21 protein-coding genes are annotated in these 19,729 nt (G+C 64.7%); 9 read left to right on the top strand and 12 right to left on the bottom strand.

Going from position 1 to position 19,729, the window contains the following annotated elements:
* Nucleotides 1–12: 12 nt before the first annotated feature.
* Nucleotides 13–1,446 carry a caspase family protein gene (locus CO675_RS33335; RefSeq protein ID WP_097676050.1) on the bottom strand — a complete coding sequence of 478 codons (1,434 nt, stop codon included), beginning with the start codon at nt 1,444–1,446 and terminating at the stop codon, nt 13–15.
* Nucleotides 1,447–1,575: 129 nt separating this feature from the next.
* On the bottom strand, nt 1,576–1,803 hold the full coding sequence (locus tag CO675_RS33330) for a hypothetical protein (protein WP_097676049.1): 228 nt from the start codon (nt 1,801–1,803) through the stop codon (nt 1,576–1,578).
* Nucleotides 1,804–1,985: 182 nt separating this feature from the next.
* Between CO675_RS33330 and CO675_RS33325 the strand changes: the two genes are divergently transcribed.
* The gene (locus CO675_RS33325) at nt 1,986–2,417 is read left to right on the top strand and encodes a hypothetical protein (RefSeq protein WP_245453030.1); all 432 of its coding nucleotides are present in this window, start codon (nt 1,986–1,988) and stop codon (nt 2,415–2,417) included.
* A gap of 131 nt (nt 2,418–2,548) precedes the next feature.
* Here the strand turns inward: CO675_RS33325 and CO675_RS33320 are convergent, their stop codons facing one another.
* The 4 genes from CO675_RS33320 to CO675_RS40740 all read right to left on the bottom strand — a co-directional run bounded on the left by CO675_RS33320 (nt 2,549) and on the right by CO675_RS40740 (nt 8,149).
* Nucleotides 2,549–4,672: a hypothetical protein gene (locus CO675_RS33320; RefSeq protein WP_097676047.1), complete on the bottom strand. Its 2,124-nt coding sequence runs from the start codon at nt 4,670–4,672 to the stop codon at nt 2,549–2,551.
* Nucleotides 4,673–4,740: 68 nt separating this feature from the next.
* On the bottom strand, nt 4,741–6,021 hold the full coding sequence (locus CO675_RS33315) for a DUF1254 domain-containing protein (protein ID WP_097676046.1): 1,281 nt from the start codon (nt 6,019–6,021) through the stop codon (nt 4,741–4,743).
* 33 nt (nt 6,022–6,054) lie between these two features.
* Nucleotides 6,055–7,323 (bottom strand): MFS transporter, encoded by a 1,269-nt coding sequence (locus CO675_RS33310; protein ID WP_158231341.1) that lies wholly within the window; start codon nt 7,321–7,323, stop codon nt 6,055–6,057.
* A 208-nt stretch (nt 7,324–7,531) separates the two neighbouring features.
* Complete coding sequence (locus tag CO675_RS40740; RefSeq protein ID WP_158231340.1) at nt 7,532–8,149, bottom strand: hypothetical protein; 618 nt, start codon at nt 8,147–8,149, stop codon at nt 7,532–7,534.
* A 238-nt stretch (nt 8,150–8,387) separates the two neighbouring features.
* Here CO675_RS40740 and CO675_RS33305 point away from each other — a divergent pair, with 238 nt between their 5' ends.
* From CO675_RS33305 to CO675_RS33295, 3 genes are all read left to right on the top strand, one after another.
* The gene (locus CO675_RS33305; protein ID WP_143279183.1) at nt 8,388–9,047 is read left to right on the top strand and encodes a TetR/AcrR family transcriptional regulator; all 660 of its coding nucleotides are present in this window, start codon (nt 8,388–8,390) and stop codon (nt 9,045–9,047) included.
* Between the two features lie 183 nt (nt 9,048–9,230).
* Nucleotides 9,231–10,415, top strand: a complete 1,185-nt coding sequence (locus CO675_RS33300; RefSeq protein WP_097676042.1) for a GNAT family N-acetyltransferase — start codon at nt 9,231–9,233, stop codon at nt 10,413–10,415.
* 122 nt (nt 10,416–10,537) lie between these two features.
* Nucleotides 10,538–11,335, top strand: a complete 798-nt coding sequence (locus CO675_RS33295) for a transglutaminase domain-containing protein (RefSeq protein ID WP_158231339.1) — start codon at nt 10,538–10,540, stop codon at nt 11,333–11,335.
* A 257-nt stretch (nt 11,336–11,592) separates the two neighbouring features.
* Here the strand turns inward: CO675_RS33295 and CO675_RS33290 are convergent, their stop codons facing one another.
* The 3 genes from CO675_RS33290 to CO675_RS33280 form a co-directional block, all read right to left on the bottom strand.
* Nucleotides 11,593–12,231, bottom strand: coding sequence for an NIPSNAP family protein (locus CO675_RS33290; protein ID WP_097676038.1), 639 nt, complete (start codon nt 12,229–12,231; stop codon nt 11,593–11,595).
* An 85-nt stretch (nt 12,232–12,316) separates the two neighbouring features.
* Complete coding sequence (locus CO675_RS33285; protein WP_097676037.1) at nt 12,317–12,982, bottom strand: DsbA family oxidoreductase; 666 nt, start codon at nt 12,980–12,982, stop codon at nt 12,317–12,319.
* Between the two features lie 62 nt (nt 12,983–13,044).
* Nucleotides 13,045–13,869 (bottom strand): helix-turn-helix domain-containing protein, encoded by an 825-nt coding sequence (locus CO675_RS33280; protein WP_097676035.1) that lies wholly within the window; start codon nt 13,867–13,869, stop codon nt 13,045–13,047.
* Between the two features lie 94 nt (nt 13,870–13,963).
* Between CO675_RS33280 and CO675_RS33275 the strand changes: the two genes are divergently transcribed.
* Both CO675_RS33275 and CO675_RS33270 read left to right on the top strand, forming a co-directional pair.
* The gene (locus tag CO675_RS33275) at nt 13,964–14,200 is read left to right on the top strand and encodes a hypothetical protein (protein ID WP_097676033.1); all 237 of its coding nucleotides are present in this window, start codon (nt 13,964–13,966) and stop codon (nt 14,198–14,200) included.
* 32 nt (nt 14,201–14,232) lie between these two features.
* Nucleotides 14,233–14,631 carry a hypothetical protein gene (locus CO675_RS33270; RefSeq protein WP_097676032.1) on the top strand — a complete coding sequence of 133 codons (399 nt, stop codon included), beginning with the start codon at nt 14,233–14,235 and terminating at the stop codon, nt 14,629–14,631.
* A 116-nt stretch (nt 14,632–14,747) separates the two neighbouring features.
* On the opposite strand, the gene CO675_RS33265 is transcribed toward CO675_RS33270, so the two are convergent.
* The gene (locus tag CO675_RS33265) at nt 14,748–15,209 is read right to left on the bottom strand and encodes a group III truncated hemoglobin (protein ID WP_097676030.1); all 462 of its coding nucleotides are present in this window, start codon (nt 15,207–15,209) and stop codon (nt 14,748–14,750) included.
* 84 nt (nt 15,210–15,293) lie between these two features.
* Here CO675_RS33265 and CO675_RS33260 point away from each other — a divergent pair, with 84 nt between their 5' ends.
* Nucleotides 15,294–15,725 carry an RrF2 family transcriptional regulator gene (locus CO675_RS33260; protein ID WP_097676028.1) on the top strand — a complete coding sequence of 144 codons (432 nt, stop codon included), beginning with the start codon at nt 15,294–15,296 and terminating at the stop codon, nt 15,723–15,725.
* A 40-nt stretch (nt 15,726–15,765) separates the two neighbouring features.
* Here the strand turns inward: CO675_RS33260 and CO675_RS33255 are convergent, their stop codons facing one another.
* Complete coding sequence (locus CO675_RS33255) at nt 15,766–16,467, bottom strand: SET domain-containing protein (protein ID WP_097676027.1); 702 nt, start codon at nt 16,465–16,467, stop codon at nt 15,766–15,768.
* 165 nt (nt 16,468–16,632) lie between these two features.
* Between CO675_RS33255 and CO675_RS33250 the strand changes: the two genes are divergently transcribed.
* On the top strand, nt 16,633–17,235 hold the full coding sequence (locus CO675_RS33250) for a hypothetical protein (RefSeq protein WP_198964834.1): 603 nt from the start codon (nt 16,633–16,635) through the stop codon (nt 17,233–17,235).
* Nucleotides 17,236–17,239: 4 nt separating this feature from the next.
* On the opposite strand, the gene CO675_RS33245 is transcribed toward CO675_RS33250, so the two are convergent.
* Nucleotides 17,240–17,956, bottom strand: coding sequence for a TetR/AcrR family transcriptional regulator (locus CO675_RS33245; RefSeq protein WP_097676025.1), 717 nt, complete (start codon nt 17,954–17,956; stop codon nt 17,240–17,242).
* Between the two features lie 114 nt (nt 17,957–18,070).
* Here CO675_RS33245 and CO675_RS33240 point away from each other — a divergent pair, with 114 nt between their 5' ends.
* Nucleotides 18,071–19,474, top strand: a complete 1,404-nt coding sequence (locus tag CO675_RS33240) for a carotenoid oxygenase family protein (RefSeq protein WP_097676024.1) — start codon at nt 18,071–18,073, stop codon at nt 19,472–19,474.
* The last annotated feature ends 255 nt before the right edge of the window (nt 19,475–19,729 follow it).

Raw genomic sequence — 19,729 nt, 5'->3', positions numbered from 1 at the left:
GCGATTGCCGCGTCAGTATCCACCCCTGCGATAACCGCCGCCATAATGCCCGCGATAACCACCGCCGCCGATACCGATCCCGATTCCGATCGGAGGCCCGACCGGCTCATAGACCACGGCCGGAGGCGGCCGCCGCACCACCACAACGTCGTCCTCGACCACGACGCGCGGCGGGCGTTTGCCGGCGCGCCGCGGCGGCGGATCGGGATCGGCACGCTTCTTCACGGGCGCTGCAGCCTTCTGCTGCTCCGGCGGCGGCGCGGTGTTGCAGGGACAGGTCGGCGCCGCCAGCGCGACGTTGGTCGCGGGCACACTGAGCGCGAGGCCCGGCGCCGGATCGGGACGGTAGCGCAACCGTTCGATCATCTTGCGGGCGGTCGCCGTGAGATCGCTGTCGGGGTACAGCACGAGGAAGCTGCGATAGGCCGCCGCGGTATTGGCGAGGATGGCGTCGTTCCAGGCCACCATGCGGCGATGCCGGTCGAGCCAGTCGCGCGCCTGCAAGCCGCGCGGCGTGCCGGCGAAGATCGCGGCGAAGGCTTCATAGGCTTCATCGGTGCCGTCGACCACCATCAGTTCGTTGGCAACCTCGATCGGCTTGCCCTGCAATTCGCGTTTCCACTCGTCGACGGTGCGCTTGGTCGCGGCCGGCGCGGGCGTAGCCGCGGGCGATGCTGACGTACCTGCCATGAAGCGGAAGTCGTCGGTCAGCGACGAGGAATCCCACGGCGTCTGGCGACCGTCGGTCGCCTTGTTCACTGCCAGGCGGACGCGCTTGAAGGTGTCCTCGATCGGAATCCCCGGCTCCTTCGCCGAAGCCAGCAGCGCGGTCGTGTAAGGACTGTTGGCGCCGCTGCCGTCCTCGGCCTCAGCGCCCGGTGACGTCGAGAACGAAACGAAGGTGCCGGGCGCGCCGATCTTGGCATCGACGATGGCAAGCCCATGCCCGGCGGTCTTGCTGAGCTCCGGGAAGGGATTGTTGCGACAGGCATCGAGCAGCACGATGCGCATGCGGCTCGGCACCGAGGTCAGCGTGTTCAGGATGTCGTTGAGGCGAACCGCCTGGATCGGGATGTCGGCCTCGCGCTTCGGATCGACATCGACCGGCACCAGATAGTTCTCGCCGTCGATCTGCAGACCATGCCCGGCATAGAACACCAGCGCCACAGTGTCGGCGCCCTTCGCCGCCACCTGGCCGGCGAAGTCGCTGATCCTTGTGCGCATCTCATCCTGGGACAGATCTGATGCCGTCGTCACCGCAAAACCGGCATCGGTCAGCATTTGTGACATCGCCCTGGCGTCGTTGGCCGGATTGGGCAGCGCGGGCACCGACTTGTAGGCGGACTGCCCGATCACCAGCGCCAGACGGCTTTCCGCCAGTGCCGGCACGGCACCGAACAGGATCGCAGCCGGAACGATCAGGCTAAGGAGGGAACAGCGAAGCATGGCGGCCTCCGACAATGGCATCGGAGATGGGTCGAAGACCGTCAGGCGAAGGTTCACAGTGTGCGGCAATCTGCTGCCGCCGGCGCCCGTTCTCGGGCCCGAATTGTCGCAGGGATCAGACGGGCCCGGCTATTTCGGCTTCTTCGCTGGATCCGCGGCCGGCTTGGTGACGCCCCAGGGATCGTATTTCTCCTTGGGCTCGGGGATCCGATCGAGTGCAGCCTTGTACGCCTTCTCGTCGATCTGAGGCTTCTTCTCCGTCTTCCTGTCGTCGCCCCCGCCGCCTCGCCGGCCCTGGGCCAAAGTTGGTGTCGCAATCAGCGCCAGAATGACGGCAGCAACCGTGAAGCTTTTCATGTCAGTCTCTCTCCCCCCGCAGCCGTAGAAACATCCGGCAACATCTAAACCCCAAACATAGCTTGTCGCTCGACATTTGTTGATCGACAAAGCGCCGCGCGATGCGGATTCAGCCCCATCAGGGGGGCGCAATGTTGGCGGCGGCACATTAAATCAGCTGAATGGGACAGGGACAGGTACAAGTGGCGGCGCTGCTGGCCGGCGCCGCCTTGATGTTGAGCGGCTGCGGGCTTGCGGACAGCCACGCGGTATGGCCCGACATGTTGAAGGTCAAGGCCACCGAGCCGGCGCCTCTCGAGACGCCTCCGGATGTCAAGCGGCTGGTGGCCGGCAAGCTGGATTCGGTGTTCACCGCCGGCTCGCAGCCGGCCCATGTGCGGGTCTCCGCTCCGCTGCACGACCCGCGCGGCACCGGCTGGACCGCCTGCGTGCGCGCCGAACTGACTTCGGTGATCGGCAAGCCGCTCGGGACGCAGACCTATCGCGTCTTCATCAATGACGGCGCGATCTTCGATCGCCGGCAGGTGGAGGCTGACGACAATTGCGTGACCGAGACTTATGAGCCGGTCGAAAGCTCCGTTCAGCTCGAAGCGCAACGCAGCCCCAAGCCGTAGCAGCCGGCAACGCTGGCCCAACGAAGTACATCGCAGGCGACGGGGACGGCACCAATCCCTGGGTCAACGAGGCACTTTGGACCGACGACGTCAGCTTCATCGTCGGTCCACCGTGGTCGCCATAGATCTTCTCAGAACTTCATGGTCACCCCGGTGTAGACCGTCTGTTCGGTGCAGCTCTTGTTGCTGGTACCGTTGGCAAAGAAGCAGATGCCGTTGGCGGCGTTGCCGCCGTCAAGGCCGAACTTGTTGTGCCAGTAACGGTACGCCACGAAGGCCTCCACGAAATGCGCGTATTTCGCGCCCCAGAGCGCCTTGCTGGCGTCAAAGCTCAACCGGACCGGCTCGGCATTGATCTCCGTCTTGGTGTTCCAGTTCGACGGAAGCGTATAGCCACCATAGGCGCCATTGCCCTTTGGTCCGTAGATGCCGACATGCCCGCTCAGCGAGAAGTAGCGCAGGCCCTCCGGCAGAAAACCGAGACTACTGCCGTAATCGATCTCGAGTGCCCAGGTCGGATCGTAGTGCAGATTGCCGTCGACCGTTCCGGTGAAGCCGGCCGGCATCAGGCCCTTGTAGGGCGGCACGCCGTATAGTCCGACGCCGTACGGACTGTTGCCCGCGTTGTTCGGAACCGCATAGACCGAATGATTCCACTCCTGATAATAGAGCGGAGCGATCGTCAGGTAGCTCTTGAACGGCAAGTCGAATGCAAATTGCAAACCAGCGACGATCGCCTCCTTGGCCGGCGCCGCATAGCCCAGCGTCGTCCGCCCGTCGGCGCCGATCTCGAAGGACACGTTGCGTAGCGCCCCTGCCCTGAACGCCGTGGTGTTGAACACTTCGTTGAACCCGATCGTGCTGCGCAGCGAGGCGTTGATCTCCATGTTGCCCGAGCAAGGCGCAGTGGCGCCGAAGACCGGATGGTTGTAGACCGCCGAACAGGGCGAAGCCGGATCGCGGTGATCGGACTTCAGCAATTCGGCATAGAGACGGTTGGTGCCATAGGCCCAGCTGTCGGTATGGGTGAAGGCGTAGACCTGCTTTACGGTCTTTGCGGTTTCGCCGGGAGCGGTCGCGCTCGGCAGCACGCCATAGGTAAAGCTGTTGTCGACGCTGGTGAAGAACGGCGTGCCGAACGGTGACAGGGCCGGCGTTCCCGGCACCGGAGCTCCCAGCTTCACGGTCATGCCGTAGTAGATGCCGTTGCTGGAACAGCTGCCATTGTAGACGCCCTTGGTGATGCAGGACGTGTCATAGGCCTCGGCATAGCCGCCGATGTTCTTTTCGTATCGCCAGGCAGCCCAGACGTCGACGAGGTGCGCGTAGCTCGCGCCCCAGAACAGCTTGCCGGCGTCGAGCGTCAGGCGGACCGGCTCGAGCGCGTAACCGGTGGTCCGGTTGCTGAGCGGGCTTCTCGGATAAGGGCCGTAGCCGCCGTTGCCGTCCGCGCCGCGGATCGCCGCGCGCCCGCTGATCGAGAAATATTGCAGGGTCTCGGGCAGGAAGCCGAGATCCATGTAGTAGTTGAAATCGAGCCCCCAGGTCGGCGAGAAGTGCATCACGCCGTCGGGAAGGCCGGGATAAGGCGGCGGCATCGACACCGGGCCGCCGAAGCCCGGAGGCATGAGCTGGGCGCCGTGCTGCATCCGCTGGAAGTACATCGGACTGACGTTGAAATAGCCCCTGTACGGCAGGCTGAAGCCGAACTGCAGACCGGCAAGCACATCGTAGTTGCTGGATGCGGTGAAGATGTTCGAGAGCGAAGCGTCCGCCCCGACGAGAAACGAGATGTTGGTCAGCGGGCCGACGGAGAACGCGTTGGTGTCGAACAGTTCGTTCCATCCGAACGTGCTGCGGATCGACGCAGAAGCCGCCACGCCGCCGGCGCAGAGTCCAGTCGGCGCAAGCACGGACCCGAGACATGGCGCGGTCGCCGCTCCGTGATCGTATTTCGACGTCAGCAGCGAGAAGCTGTTGCTGCCATAGGCCCAGGTGTCATAGTGCGTATAGGCGAGCGTTGTGCCCTGCGAGTTCTTGGCGTAGCCGGGAACGCCTCCCGAGAATTGCGAAACCGTGACGCGGTTGTCGTTGGCCAGGAAGAACGGTTTTTCGGCCGGCGGCGGCGCCTTCAGCGTCGCGGCCTTCTTCGGCATCTCGCGCGCTGCATCGGTCGTTTGATCGGCGGCCTGTGCCGCTGCCAGCATACAGAACAGCCCGGCCACTGCGCCCGGGAGTACGCCCTTCCGCATCATCCTCGCCCCCTTGTCGTTGTTGTTGTTGTCGATCCGCCCCTGTCGATCCCTTCGGATCCTTGAATGCTCTAGCCGGCGGCCTCCCGGACCGGCGGCAAGCGCCAGCGTCCCGCCAGCATCTCCTGACGCGGTAGGTAGCAGCGCATGATCAGGCTGAACGGTCCGCGCTTCGGCGCCGGCAGCCAGTTGGCGGCTCGATCCCCGCCCGGATCGCCGCGCCCGATCCAGATGGTGATCGACCCGTCGGCATTGCGCCGAAGGCCGTCCGTGCGATCGCCGATGGCGTAGCGGCCCAGCGCGTTCTCGGTGAGGAACAACTGATTGTCGTCGGCGACTTCGTACATCGTCAGCGACCAGAAGCCGTTCAACGGCAGTCTGGCGGGCAAGTGAAGCTGATAGCCAGCCGCGCCGTCGAAGAAGCCGTTCTCCAGATTTCCCGCGGCGCGCATGTACATCGCCTCGGCAACCGGCAGCGCCCCGATGCCCCACAAGGCCACGGCGGCGCGGTAGCGATAGTCCTGATCGAAATTGCCGAGGTTGGCGCGCGGATAGCTCCAGCCGTCAATGAATTCCAACCGCCTGCCGCCGGACATCAGTGCCGTCCGCGCTGCGGCGACACCCTGGGCAATCGCCTCCGCGGCTGCCGGCGACGGCAGCTGGAGCGCGGCTGCGATCCGACGCAGAACAGCGGTATCGGTCGCCGGGGGCGGGTCCGACGCCATCAAGCCCTGAATGCTCGCGAACAACGCCGGCGTCGCCGCGTTGCGCTCCGCATGGTCGTTGGGCGGGCTACCCGACGGGCCGTCCAGTTTGAAGCCATCCTGAATCCGGCGCGCGGCTGCGAGATCCGCGACGCCGTCGACCAATGTTCTGATCAGCAGCCACGCATGCGGGGTCGCGACGCGGACGACATCGGGGCCCGAACCGGTCTGATCCGGTCCGACGATCGTGAACGTGCCGCCGGCATTGCCAATCGTCCTGGTGCCGAGCACCGCATTGTTATTGGTGTACAAGTCCATCAGCGCGGCGGAGAAATAGCGGTCTCCGGTCGGCGGGATCGTCAGCCGGACCGCGCCCTGCGTCAGATCGAGCCATGCGATCGAATACAGCGTGTCGTTGTTCGGCGTCGTGACCCAGCGCGCCCTGTGATCGATCAGGTCGCGCTGATGCGACAGCGTATTTTGTAGCCCGGTGCGGCCAAGCGAGTTGCGGCGAACCGCGGCCATCTCGATCAGCGGCAACGCATAGACGAAGGCCTCGCCCGCCGCGGCGGCCAGGCTCGCTTCCTCCGGGATCGGCTGGGACGGCGGTGCGCCGGCAGATGTCTGCGGCAAATCCCTGAGCGTCATCTTTCGTCTCCAGTTAGGGCCATCGATCCAGGCTCAAGTCAGCGCAACGGCAAGGCTTTGGACGCGCTCGGGCGGCGTTCGGTAGCGGCCAAGCGACAGGAACAGCATCACGGGGACGATCTGCACGGCCGACAGCAGCAGCAACGGCAGGACCACGCTATCGCTCAATGTCGAAAGCCAGACGAACGCGACCGGGCCGATCGCCGCGCCGATGCAGAACGCAAACAGCAGCCAGCTGAAGACCTTCGAGACCGATCGGGTGCCGAAATAGCGCCCGGCCAGATAGGGCATCAGGTCCGCCTCCCCGCTGATCGAGAACCCCATCAGGATCGAGGCGAGCACCATCGGGACCACTCCGCCCGCGGTGGCATTGATCAGCGCGGACAGTGCCATCAGCAGAACGGTCAAGATGCCGACGACGCGGGCGTGCAACCGGTCGAGCAGATGTCCGACCACAATTCGCCCGAACAGCGCAGCGACGGCGCCGGCCGCCTGAATCCAGGCCACATCGGCGGCGCTCACGTCGGCGCGGCGCTTGAGGATGTACATGACGTTCGGCGCGATCGCATAGAACGACATCCCGATCACGGCAAAGCAAAACGCGAGCTTCCAGAAAGTCGGAGTGCCGATGATCTCGGCGGCGCTGATGCCGGCCTCCGGTGCGTGGACCTCAGTCGATGGCCGCGCCCCATCGGTTCTCGACGCCGGATCGCCGCCGGGCGGACCGTCCGCCACCAGCCACGCCACGAGCGGCAGGCAGACGACAAGCTCGAAGGCGGCGAATGCCAGCAGGCAGGCCGACCAGCCGTATCTTGCGATGATCCCGTGCGCGGCCAGCGGCACGATGAAGCTGCCGGCGGCCTGCGCGCTCGCGGCGAGACCGAGCGCCAGGCCGCGTCGCTGGTCGAACCAGCGGGAGATCGCCTTTGCATAGGACACGACATTGGTGCCCGCGCCGACAAAGCCGAACAGCGCCGCCGCGAGATAGAACTGCAGCAGCGAATTTCCAATCTGGCTCAGAATGACGAGCGACACCGCGAACAGGGCAATGCTGATCAGCGCGAACTTTCGCGATCCCAGCCGATCGAGCGGCCACGCGCAGAACAAATAGGCGACCATCGTCGACGACAGCACGATGGTCGCGGCCCGGGCTACCTCACCCTGGCTCCAGCCGTAGTCTTGCGCCATTGCGCCGGTCAGATGTGCAAAGCCCGCGGTGAAGATCGGCGCGGCGCCGAACGAAATGCCAATTCCCGAGCCGATGACGACCTTCCAGCCGGGATCCATGATCTGTCGCGCCATGCTGCCCTCGTCAGTCACGAGCGACGCGCACCGACAGCGACCGGCCGGCCGCGTCGATGCACCGGAGAACGACGACCGCCCGACCAATCCGCGATCTCCTGTTGCCGCTGAACGACATCGTGCTCCTCCCGAAATATTATTGCATATTTTTATGCAGTTATAATTTTGCGGTTCGAGCGATGTCAAGCCGCCGGTGATGCTTGACGCGCTAGGTTGCCAGCCGGTGCACCGTGACCCAGGAATCGCGCAGGATCTCGCGCCGCCGCGCAAACAGCCCGCCCCAGACGTTGCGGTTCGGCTGCGCCTGGTGCGCGGGTTTCGGCTTCCAGTAGCGGCTCTCATCCCATGCTTCGAGACTGGGATAATTCACGATCATCAGCACCACCGCCTCGCCACTGGCATTCAGCTCGCGGCAGCGCCAGAAGCCGGCGATGCGCATCGCAGTGTCGGCTTCCGACGATTTCCACGCCTCGACGCTCATCTCCGTCAGCGCCCGCACCTGATCCGGCGCGACGACGAACCAGCGGTGGGTGTAGATGCCCTCGGCAGAACATGGCTCCTGTCCGCGCGCCAGGACATCGAACAGGCGACTGCGGCTGCCGACGAGGTTGGCGCCCTCATAGGCATGCGGTGTGGGTTCGCCCGTCCAGCTTGTAGCGACGGTGACGACGTTGCTCGAGATACCGATCAGCGGCACGAAGACACCGAGCACCTGTGCATCGGACGGTTCGCCGTCGGCCTTGAGCGTCGCGGCGATCTCCTCGCCGCGGTTCGGTTGAACGATCAGCTCGTCAAACCGCAGCACCCGATAGTTGGTGTCCGGCAATGGCTCCTCCCCGGTCGGCTCGCTTCGGACGGGCTTCGTCCTGGAATATATTTGCATATCTTTATGCAAAAATATTCCGCCCGCTCGAGCGGTGTCAAGCCGCCATCGATGCCGCGGCACATCGCGATCCCGCAACACGCGGGATGCGAAGGACTTGCCGGAGCGGGAAAAATCCGCTCTGTCTGGCTAGCCGCGAATATTTTCTCGTGCTCGATTTTGCCAAGAGGCAATCAAGCTTTTGAAGGACCGCGATTGTATGGTTTCCCGCTCGACATCAGGTCTCTCTTCCGCCAAGTCGGCCGACGGCCGGCGACAGCGCACGCAGGTCACCCGCGGCAATATCGTCTCCGCGTGCATCGCGCTTCAGAATGAGGGCTCGGCACGTCCATCGGCGCAACAGATCGCGGAGCGGGCTGGCGTTTCGATACGCACGCTGTTTCTGCATTTCCCGGAGAAGGGACAGCTCACGCAGGCGGTGCTCGACGAGTTGACGCCCCCTGAATCGATCGAGCCGCCGCCTGCGAAATCCGTCCTGCACGGCGCGGTGGACGTTCGCGTTGCGCAGTTCATCGATATGCGGGCCCAGGCGCTGGAGCGAATGACGCCGCATCGTCGTGCGTCCAACGCGATGATCGAGACCTCGCCGCTGCTGCAGAAGCACCGTCTGCGGGTACGCAAGGCCTTTCGCGACGTGGTCGGCCAGTGGTTCGCCACTGAACTTGAGCAGGTGTCCGCCGAGGCACGGCAGAAATGGCTCGTTGCCCTTGCGACCCTGGTCGATTGGGAGATGTGGCAGTCGCTGCGCACCTATCCGAACCGAAGTATTCCCGAGGCGAAGGATTGCCTCACGCTTCTGCTCAAGGCTGCCCTGCGGCAGATGGAAGCGGAAGGGTCATAGGCCGAGCCCGCTTGGAGCATGAGCGCCGCGCCATGGGTTGGCGCGGCGGTATGCTGAACCGCCCGTTAACATTACCGCTCAAATTGCCGGATGGCCTCAACGGCATTTTCCATCTCTCTCCGCTAGCGTTACCCGCGATGAACGCAAGACCGACCAGCCTTGCAGACCGGGGAAACATGGGACGTGGCCGATATTGCTGACCAGGCAATGATCCGCCGGGCATCGCGCAAGGATGCCACGGATGATCGCGCGTTGCCGCCGCTGTCAGCCGCGCCGGTCGGCGCATGGCGGGCGCTGGCCGAGCGCGCGATCGAGGCCAATGGCTACTATCAGCCCGACTGGGAATTGGCGGTCGATGCCTCCGCCCGCGGCCGCACCGGCGCATCGCTGCTCAGCGCCACCGGCGATGCCGGGCAATTGATCGGTCTGCTGCCGGTCATCCCGATGCGGCGAATCTACCGGGTCCCCCTGCCCGCACTGGTCGGCGCCGAACCCTACGGCACGCTGTGCACGCCGCTGCTCGACCGCGACGCCGCAGAGCAGGCCGCCGGCAAGATGCTGCAGCAGGCACGCAACGCCGGCGCGCATGCGCTGATCCTGCGCACCATGTCGCTCGAGGGCCCGGCCATGGCGGCGATCCGCGCGGTGCTCGCGCGCGACGGTTTGCAGCCGCGCCCGCTGAGCACCTATCAACGCGCGCAGCTCGATGCGACGCGCGATGCCGATGAATTGCTGCGCGACGCGCTAGGGCCCAAGAAGCTGAAGGAGCTGCGCCGCCAGCACCATCGCCTGTCCGACCACGGCGCGGTGCGCTTCGACGTCGCGCGCACGCCGCGCGACATCGCGGCGGCGCTCGAGACATTCCTTGCGCTCGAAGCCGGCGGCTGGAAAGGCCAGCGCGGCACCGCGCTCAGCCAGCATGCCGGCGACGCGGCCTTCATCCGCCGCGCCACTTCGGCGCTGGCCGAGACCGGCCGCTGCGAGATCGTCACCCTGCATGCGGGCGGCACGCCGGTCGCAGGCGGCATCGTGGTGCGCCACCAGGACCGCGCCTTCTTCTTCAAGATCGGCATCGACGAGCGTTTTGCAAAGCATTCGCCAGGCGCACAATTGACGCTGGAGCTGACGCGCCATCTCTGCGCCGATCCCGCGATCAATTCGGCCGATTCCACCGCTGCGCCCGGCCACCCCATGATCGACCCGATCTGGCGCGGCCGCTTCGCGATCGGCGACGTGCTGCTGCCGCTGCGGCGGCGGGATCCGCTGGTCGCCGCCGTTCATGCCGCATTGACCCTGAACAATTTCGCCTACGAGGCCGCACGCAGCGCCATCCACTTCATCCGCAGCCGGCGCGGCAAGCCCGGATAGCACGGTCCCCCTTTACGCGAGCCCGCGCGGATCGATAGGCTGCGCATGACGGCCTTGAGCCGCTAACGTCGTGATCGGGCGGGAACGTGACGATCCAAGAATGCTACGTCCAGCAGGACGCGTTGACCGACCCCGGCGAGTTGGCCGATGCGTATGACGATTTGCCGGAGACGGTCTCCGGACTGTGCGAAATCGTCTCGGGGCTGATCATTCACGTCGCGCTGGCGGAGCGGTACGGCATTCCGCCTGACTTCCCGATGATCCGGCAAACCCAGCCGGTCGCAGATCGCTTGAAGCTGATCCTGGCGTCGTTCGCCGGTCCGCTGACCGTGGCACGCCCGCCGCGCAGCCGCACGTTCGGCACCTGTCGCGACTACGCGCTCCTGCTGTGCAGCATGCTCCGAAGGCGATCGATCCCGGCGCGGGTCCGCTGCGGTTTTGCGACTTACATCGGCGACGACATCTATCATGACCATTGGATCTGCGAATATTGGACACCAGGCGACCGGCGCTGGCTGCAGGCCGACGCGCAGCTCGATGCGCTTCAGATTGAACAAATGCAGATCACATTTGACAGCGCGAACCTGCCGCGCGATGCGTTTCTGACCGCATCGCAGGCGTGGCGGATGGCGAGAAGCAACGCGGTGGCTGCCGGAGCGTTCGGACACGGCGCGGCCACCGGTCTGTGGTTTCTTCACGTCAACGTCTACCGCGACCTGCTGTCGCTCACGAACCGGCAAATGTCGGCCTGGGATAGCTGGCGCGAGGCTGCGCCGGCCAGCAAGGTCTTGAAGGCCGACGCCCTTGCCGAACTGGACCGGCTCGCGGACGTGGTCGCGGCGTTCGAGGACGGTGCGGAGCAGTTCGCCGTGCTGGACGAAGCGGCATCACGCAACCTGATGCCGCCCTGGTCTCGGTAATGCGCCGGACAGTTCGGCACAACGAGTTCGGCTCCTCCACAGTTGCCGATGGTTTACCTTTTCGTAGCCATGCAGACACATCAGGAAACAATAAGTTCCCGCCGTCAGGTTGGTGTCAGCTGGCCCTTCTAGCGTTGAGGGGCGCTGTTTCTCAGACAGCACATGCCCTTGCCTGGAAAGCCTCACCTGATGGAAGCATCGGGTGAGGCTTTCTGCCGCTGTACGTCCGGCCCGACCATCCTCGGCGCGGGCTCGCCTTACTGCAGCGGCGAGTGCGGGGCCGGCAGCATGATGGTCGAGTGCATCTCCTCGAGCAGCTGCGTGCCCTTGCTCAGGAATTCCAGCCACGCCGGATCCTTCATCGCGCCGCCCCGCGCAGCAGCGCGGGCGTTGAGATCGGGATAGGCCCAGATATGGCAGACCTCGTTGGGCTGCCCGGAATCGGTGTGCCAGAGGCCGACGATCTTGGAGTATTTCTCACGCTCCGGCAGCACGCCGGTGATCAGATCGAGCCATTGCTTGGCGGCGCCGAGCGGCTTGGCGCGATAGTTGCGGAATTCGTAGATGTTGCCGTTGGTGGCCGGTGCCACCGGCGGAATGATCGCATTCATCAGCCGGACCTCCTGGCGCACGAGGAGCGGACGGATCGCCGGAATGTACTCGCCGGTCCAGCGCGGATTCTTCGCAAGCTCGGCGCGAAGCCGGGTCCGCTCGTTGAGATCGGCGTAGCTCCACATGTGCATGACCTGATTGAGCGGCCCAATCTCGGTGATCCAGTAGCCTTCCAGCTTGCCGAAATTGTCGGCGCGGATGTCGCGCGAGATCGTGCTCGCCGCCTTCACCATCTCGCCGACGGTCCCTGGACGTACCGTGTAGGTGCGCAGCTCATAGATCATGATGGTCTCCCTGGTTGTTTCCGATGGATCGTATGGTCAAACGAAAAAGCCCGGCATGTGCCGGGCTTTCGTGAAGAACTTCGGACTACTCGGCCGCCTGCGCGTTGATCTCGGCCGAGACCTGGCGGATGGCACGGGCGAGCTGCTCGGCCGGCTGGGCGCCGGACACCGCGTATTTCTGCGCGAACACGAAGGTCGGCACGCCCGATATCCCCTTCTCGGACGCTTCCTGGGCTTGCGCGGAGACCAGCGCCACATCCTCGTCGGTAGCAAGACGCTTGCGCACGTCGTCGGCGTCGAGCCCGACATCGGCTGCCGCCTGCACCAGTACATCGTTGTCGGTGAGATCGCCGCCGTCGCGGAAATACAGCTCCATCAGCCGCTGCTTCATCTCGGCCGCCCTGCCCTTGGCCTCGGCCCAGTGGATCAGGCGGTGGCAGTCGATCGTGTTGGGCTGCCGCTTGACGAGCTCGGGATGGTAGGTCAGCCCCTCCTCATTGGCGGCGGCGACCACGCGGCCGGCGATGCCCTTGTAGGCCTCGACCGAGCCGAATTTTGCCGTGAGATATTCGTCGCGGCTGATGCCCTCGCGCGGCACCCAATTGTTGAGGAAGAACGGCCGCCAGTGCACCTCGACCGGCACATCGGGCACCAGCTTGAGTGCATCCTCGATGCGGTGCTTGCCGATGTAGCACCAGGGGCAAACGACGTCGGAGACGATATCGAGGCGAAGCGGCTTCAGATCGCTCATGGCAGGGTTCCCGGCGGAATTGGAACCCCAAAAGTAGGCCGAAAGCGTCCCGAGACAAGCCGCTATTTCATACTGGCTGCCATCTGCCGCATCCGCTCGGCGGTCAGTTCGTCGGCCGGAAAGAACGTCTCCAGCGCCAGTTCCTGCAGCGTGATGTCGACCGGGGTGCCGAACACCATGGTGGTCGAGATGAAGCTCAGGATCTCGCCATTGAGGCGGAGCTTGAACGGGAGCGCGACGTTGTTGTCGGGGGTGATCGGGGCCGACCGCGCCGGGATCGGATAGGACTTCAGGTCCTGATAGAGCTTGAGCAGCTCCGGATCGGCCGTTGCCTCGCACTGCCGATGCAGCCGCTCCAACAGATGCGCGGCCCATTCCGCCAGGTTCACGGTGCGCGGCGCAAGGCCCTCCGGATGGAAGGCCAGCCGCAGGATGTTGAAGGGCTGGCCGAGCAGCCGCTGCGGCACGCCCTCGAGCAGCGGCGCCACCATGCGGTTGGCGGAGACCAGATTCCAGTGCCGGTCATAGGCCAGCGCCGGGTTCGGCTCATGCGCCTTCAGCACCAGGTTGATCGCCTCGCGCGCCGATTTCAGCGCGGGATCCTCCAGCGAGCGTTGCGGGAATGCGGGTGCGAAACCCGCAGCAACCAGCAGCACGTTGCGTTCGCGTAAGGGCACGTCGAGGCGCTCCGCCAGTTTGAGGACCATGTCGCGCGACGGCGCCGAGCGGCCGGTCTCGACGAAGCTCAAATGCCGCGCCGAGATTTCGGCATCGACGGCGAGGTCGAGCTGGCTGAGATGGCGGCGCTGCCGCCATTCGCGCAGGTGCTCGCCGATCAAGACGGGTTTTGCGGGCTCGGCCCGCGCCAGGGATGCATGTGCGTTCATGGTGCAAAACCTACCATGCGAAATTCGCCCGTTCCATTACGCCTGAGGTAATCGAATTGGCGCGCGGGCCGGCTCATCTTCCACGGCACAGGAGATGACCATGCTGATGCTGTCCCTTATCCGCGCCCTCGCCGTCCTGATCGCTTGGCTAGTCCCTTGGCTGGTCCATCTGGTCACCTGGCTGGTCGCGCGGTCGCTCAACATGCCCCAACCGATCGTGCACGACACCGGCGTGTTCGTGTTCGCGCAGGTCTATGCGGTCGAGATGAGGGTCGGCAGGGCGCTGTGCCCGTTCCGGCTGTGGCGCCAGTTGCAGTCCCTGTTCGGCTGACCAATCCCATCCCAACCAGAGGAGACACCGCCATGATCCATTCGTCCCACCTTCTGCGCCGCGCTTTGCTTGCCGATGCCGTGTTCAGCGGCGTATCCGCCATCGCGATGGTGCTCGACGCCGGAGCGCTGGCCTCGTTGCTTAGCCTGCCGGAAGCGCTGTTGCGCGAGACAGGGCTGTTTCTGATTGCCTACGCAGCATTCGTTGGCTGGCTCGGCGCGCGAACCTCGCTGCCGAAAGGACCCGTGATCCTGGTGGTCGCCGGCAACGCCGCCTGGACGCTTGCCAGCATCGCGCTGCTGCTCTCGGGCTCAGTGTCGCCGAACCTCTTGGGGACCATCGTGATCCTCGCCCAGGCGATCGCCACCGGCGTGTTCGCCGAGCTGCAATATATGGGGTTGCGGAAGAGCCAGGGTGTGGTGACGGCGTAACGACTGTCGTCGTTACGAGCGAAGCTGCGTAGGATGGGTAGAGCGAAGCGAAACCCATCGGCTTCGTTCCGAGGCAAAGATGGTGGGTTTCGCTGCGCTCTACCCACCCTACAAAGTCATTGCACTGCTCCTGCTTCGCTTCGCCTGTAACGCTCGCCGACCCCAAGCATCACGCCCTGCCCGCTCGCGACGCCCATCTCGAGGCTCGACGCGATACGCCGCGCGCGCTCGATGAAATGATCCGCCGCGACCGGCGAGCACAGTTCATGCGCCGTCGCCTCGAACAATTCGAGCCAGCGATCGAAATGCGCGGCATCGACCGGCAGCTTCATGTGCTTGACCATCGGCGTGCCGTGATAGCGCCCGGTCATCAGCGCGACCGACGACCAGAATGCGCACATCTGGGCCAGATGCGGCTCCCAATTGCTGATCCTGGCCTCGAACACCGGCCCGATCATCGGGTCGCTGCGGACCTTGGCGTAGAAGGCGTGCACCAGCTGCTCGATCATGGCGTCGGTGATCCCGGTCCGCGCGACGATCTCGGCAGTGATCTGCTCGCGGCGCTCTGCTGCTGTCATTCGCTCACATCCCAAATCGGTATTTTAAATACCTATTTAGACTGCTATGGTGGCTCCGCCAAGTGCCGATTTCGAAGGGCTTCCATGCGCCTGACTTCATTCACGGATTTTGCGCTGCGCGCGCTGATGCGGCTGGCCGGCGAGCCGGACCGCTCATTTGCCACCAGCGAGATCGCGGCCGAGTTCGGCATTTCCCGCAATCACCTTGCCAAGGTGGTGCGCGACCTCGCCGAGGCCGGCTTCATCGCGACCCAGCGCGGCGCCGGCGGCGGATTTTCGCTGGCGCGCGCTCCGCAGGCAATCACGCTCGGTGAGGTGGTGCGCGCGCTCGAAGGCGGCAGCGCGCTGGTCGAATGCTTCAGGGATGATGGCGGCGATTGCGTGCTGCTGCCGCGCTGCCGTCTGAAGGCGCGGCTCGCTGCGGCCCGCGAGGCCTTCATGCGCGAACTCGACGGGACCACGCTCGCCGAATGCGCCTATCTGCCGCGTCCTGCGCGCACCCGCGCATCGCGATGATGGTCGGCGCCCCAGGATCGCAGGAGATCGGCTTCGGAACTCAGGCCTGCAGCACGCGCGTGGCGCCGCGCCTTGAAGGCACCGCCCGCTTGCCGGTCACTGCGGTCAGGCTATGGCCGTTGAGGTGCTTGCCATTCAAAGCCTTGCCGTTCAGAGCCTTGCCGTTCGGCGTTTGGCCGTTGCCGAGCTTGCCATTGGCCTTGGCGGCCTTCTTGGCCTTCCGCTGCTTGGCCCGCGCCTCGGCGAGCTTCTCGGCCTCGCGCCTGGCCTTCCGCTCGGCCTTTTCCTTCAGCCGCAGCCGCTCCGCCCTCGCCTCCGCGCGCTTCTTCTTGCGCTTCTTCTCGCAGGCATCGCACTTGCAGCCGATCGGCTTCAGATAGGCTTTGAAATAGTCGGTTCCGTAATCGTAGTTGATCTCGTCGCCCGGCTCGATGTCCTTGATAGCGCGGATGAACACCTTGCGCTTGCGCGGCTTGACGTCGGATTCCGCGTTCGGCCGGCAGGCGTGGTTGATGTAACGGGCAACGTTCTCGCGGATCGAGCCGTCGATGGTCCAGCGGTTGGTGAGCTCGAACAGATATTTGTTCTCGATCGCGTCCTCATCCTTCTTCTTCGAGTCGAGCAACGGCCCGAAATAACGGATGATCTTGGTACCCTTCTTGATCGGCTTGGTGGCGAAAAGGCCGAGGCCAGTACGGGAACGGCCGACGCGATAGGGCTTTTGCGATAATGATGCGGGCATGACGATCGAGGCTAAGGCACGCAAGGTGCACGCGACAGAAGTTGCGAAGCCGCCCTTCTAGGACGATTCCGCGCGCCTGTCAGGTGTTTCCCGCGTGTCTGTTGAACCTTCCCCAGATTGCATATGTCAGACACAAAGTAACGTCCGGATCGCAGGTTTCCCCCGATGAAATACCTTGCTTTTGCGACAATCGCTGTGGCGCTCGCCAGCGCAAATCCTGGTCAGGCTGGCGCCCAAACGATCAGCAGCAGCTATACATCGACCGCGCCGAAGGCCTGCCGGATGATCGGCAAGCCCGGCGACGAGGACGGCAGCACTACGCGGGTCTGCCCGGGGAAATCCGGCCTTGTGGTGCTGATCAACGAGGGCGATCTGCGCGAAGTGGTCTCGGTCGGCCGAAACCGCGCGGCAGCCGCCAGGGAACCGGCTGCGCAGGCCTGGTTCGGCCCGTTCAGCTCGACCGGCGATACGGTCGAATGGCGTGCCGCCGGCAGCAAGCCCTTCGCGATCATCCAGCGCTGGCAGATCGCCGACAACAGCGAGCAGGACAAGAAAGGCAGTCCGGTCTCACGGGCGATGCTCGCCGTGACGCGGCTGCCGCCAGGCGAGGTCTGTCATGTCGCCTATGTCGACGTCGCCGCCAACCCCAACGCCAATGAGCTGGCGCGGCAAGCCGCGGACGATTTCGCCCGCGATTTCAAATGCGGCGCGGACCAGGTGAGAACGGTGGGACAGACCGGCCGCTCGACGTTGCTTGTGCAGCGCTAACCATTCAGCACGGCTTCGTATTGCCCTTCAGCATCGCCTCGAACAGCAAGTCGAGCGTGCTGCCATGTGGCATCCGGTTCAGCACGTCGGTCAGGCGTCCATCCAGCAACAGCATCGTGAAGCCATGGACCAGCGACCAGGCACGCACGATCGCGGCGGCCTGATCGAGCGACAGCGCTCTCTCCTGGATCTGCTCGTGACGGCTCTCGCCGATCGAACCGGCGAGCCCGGCAAACGAAATATTGGCCGCCTCATGCAGCGAGGGCCTCGACATATCGAGCCGCTCCGTGCGGAACATCAGCCCATACATGCCGGGATGCGCCTGCGCATAGGTGACATAGGCCTTGGCGCGCGCCAGCCCCTTCTCGATCGCGGTGGCGCCGCTGGCGCCGGCCGCGACCATCGCCGCGTTGAACTGGCGAAAGCCGATCGCGGCAAGCTCGCTGACGAGGCCGGTGAGATCGCCGAAATGATGCGTCGGAGCGGCATGCGACACGCCGGCCTCGCGCGCCACCGCACGCAGTGTCAGTCCCGCCAGTCCATCACGCTCGAGCACGCGCTCGGCGGCCTTCAATAGCGCCTCGTGCAGATCGCCATGATGATACGGCGTGTCGTTGGCCCGGCGCCGCGGCGCCGGACGATCGGCTGCCGCTCGCGCAACCCGGCGCGGCGCAGCCCGTGCCGGGCGAGCCGCTTTGTTTTCTTTGGATAATCTTGCCATGTCGCTATTATAGGTCGCAATTTTTACACTGTAAAGATTTTGCTTGACGATCGATGACGTCATCCCTATTGATATCTTTACGATGTAAAGATCAATAAGGCAGGGAGATGCGGTATGCTCGACCAAGTCATATCCAACACGGCGCGGACCAATCTGGCGCCGATCCCGTTTGAAGCCGACGCGCCGTTCCTGAAGGTCACTGGCGAATTGCCGCGCGAGCTCAACGGCACGCTCTACCGCAACGGTCCCAATCCGCAGTTCGAGGCGCCGGGCGCGCACTGGTTCGTCGGCGACGGCATGCTGCACGCCTTCCATCTCGAGAACGGCCGCGCCAGCTACCGCAACCGCTGGGTCCGCACCCCGAAATGGCAGGCCGAGCACGACGCCGGCCGCGCGCTGTTCGGCGGTTTCGGCCGCAAGATGCCGGACGCCCCTGCCGACATCACGACCGACGGCGGCGTCGCCAACACCAACATCATCTTCCATGGCGGCCGCCTGCTCGCGCTCGAGGAAGGCCACCTGCCGACCGAGATCGAGCCCGGCACGCTCAATCGCCTCGGCTATTGCGACTACAAGGGCGCGATCTCAGGCCCCTTCACTGCGCATCCCAAGATCGATCCGGTGACCGGCGAGATGGTGTTCTTCGGCTACAACGCCGCGGGCCCGCTGACGCCGGCGCTGTCGTTCGGCGCGGTGAACTCATCCGGCGTGGTGACGCGATTCGAACGCTTTGAATCGCCCTACGCCAGCATGGTGCACGACTTCATCGTCACCGAGAACCATGTGCTGTTTCCGATCCTGCCGATCACCGGCAGCATGCAGCGCGCGATGCGCGGACAGGCGCCCTACGCCTGGGAGCCCGAGAAGGGCGCCTATGTCGGCGTGATGAAGCGCAGCGGCGCATCGAAGGACATCGTCTGGTTCCGCGCCGAGACCTGCTACGTCTTCCATGTCATGAACGCGTGGGAGGACGGCAACCGCATCATCGCCGACGTGATGCAGTTCGAGGAAGCGCCGCTGTTCAACCATCCCGACGGCTCGCAGACCGACCCGAAGAAGAACCGCGCGCGCTATTGCCGCTGGACGTTCGATCTCTCCGGCAATACCGACCGCTTCACGCAGACCTATCTCGACGATCTCACCGGCGAATTCCCCCGCGTCGACGATCGCCGCGCGGGATTTGTCAGCAATCATGGCTGGTACGCCTGCGCCAACCCCGATCTGCCGATGTTCGGTGCACTGTCGGGCATCGTGCATGTCGACGGCCGTGGCCAGCGGCTCGGCCACTATCTCCTGCCCGCCGGCGACACCATCTCCGAGCCCGTGTTCGTCGAGCGCAGCGCCGACGCAGCCGAGGGTGACGGCTGGCTGCTCGCGGTGGTCTGGCGTGCCCGCGAAAACCGCAGCGACCTCGCTGTCTTCAACGCCACCGACGTCGAGGCCGGCCCGACCGCGCTGGTTCATCTCGGCCACCGTGTGCCTGACGGATTCCACGGCAATTGGGTGGGCGCGGAGTAGCTGCGCGTCACTCCAGACGTAAGAACACCCAGTCCCTCCACTCGTCATGCCCGGGCTTGTCCCGGGCATCGAGGTATTTGTCGGGTTTTGAAGGAAGACGTGGATGGCCAGGATAAGTCCAGCCATGGCTGGCGATATAAGAAACGCTCCACGATCGCTTAAGTATCAATCTGAATTCACTCACTTTCTTGAGATCGCATCACGATTTTGACACTGTAAAGATATCGCTTGACGCTCGCTCTGCCCGCCCTTAGG

Source organism: Bradyrhizobium sp. C9 (genome assembly GCF_002532045.1).
In the GTDB taxonomy this organism is placed as follows: Bacteria; Pseudomonadota; Alphaproteobacteria; order Rhizobiales; family Xanthobacteraceae; genus Bradyrhizobium.
This window is presented reverse-complemented; position numbering and strand designations above follow the sequence as displayed.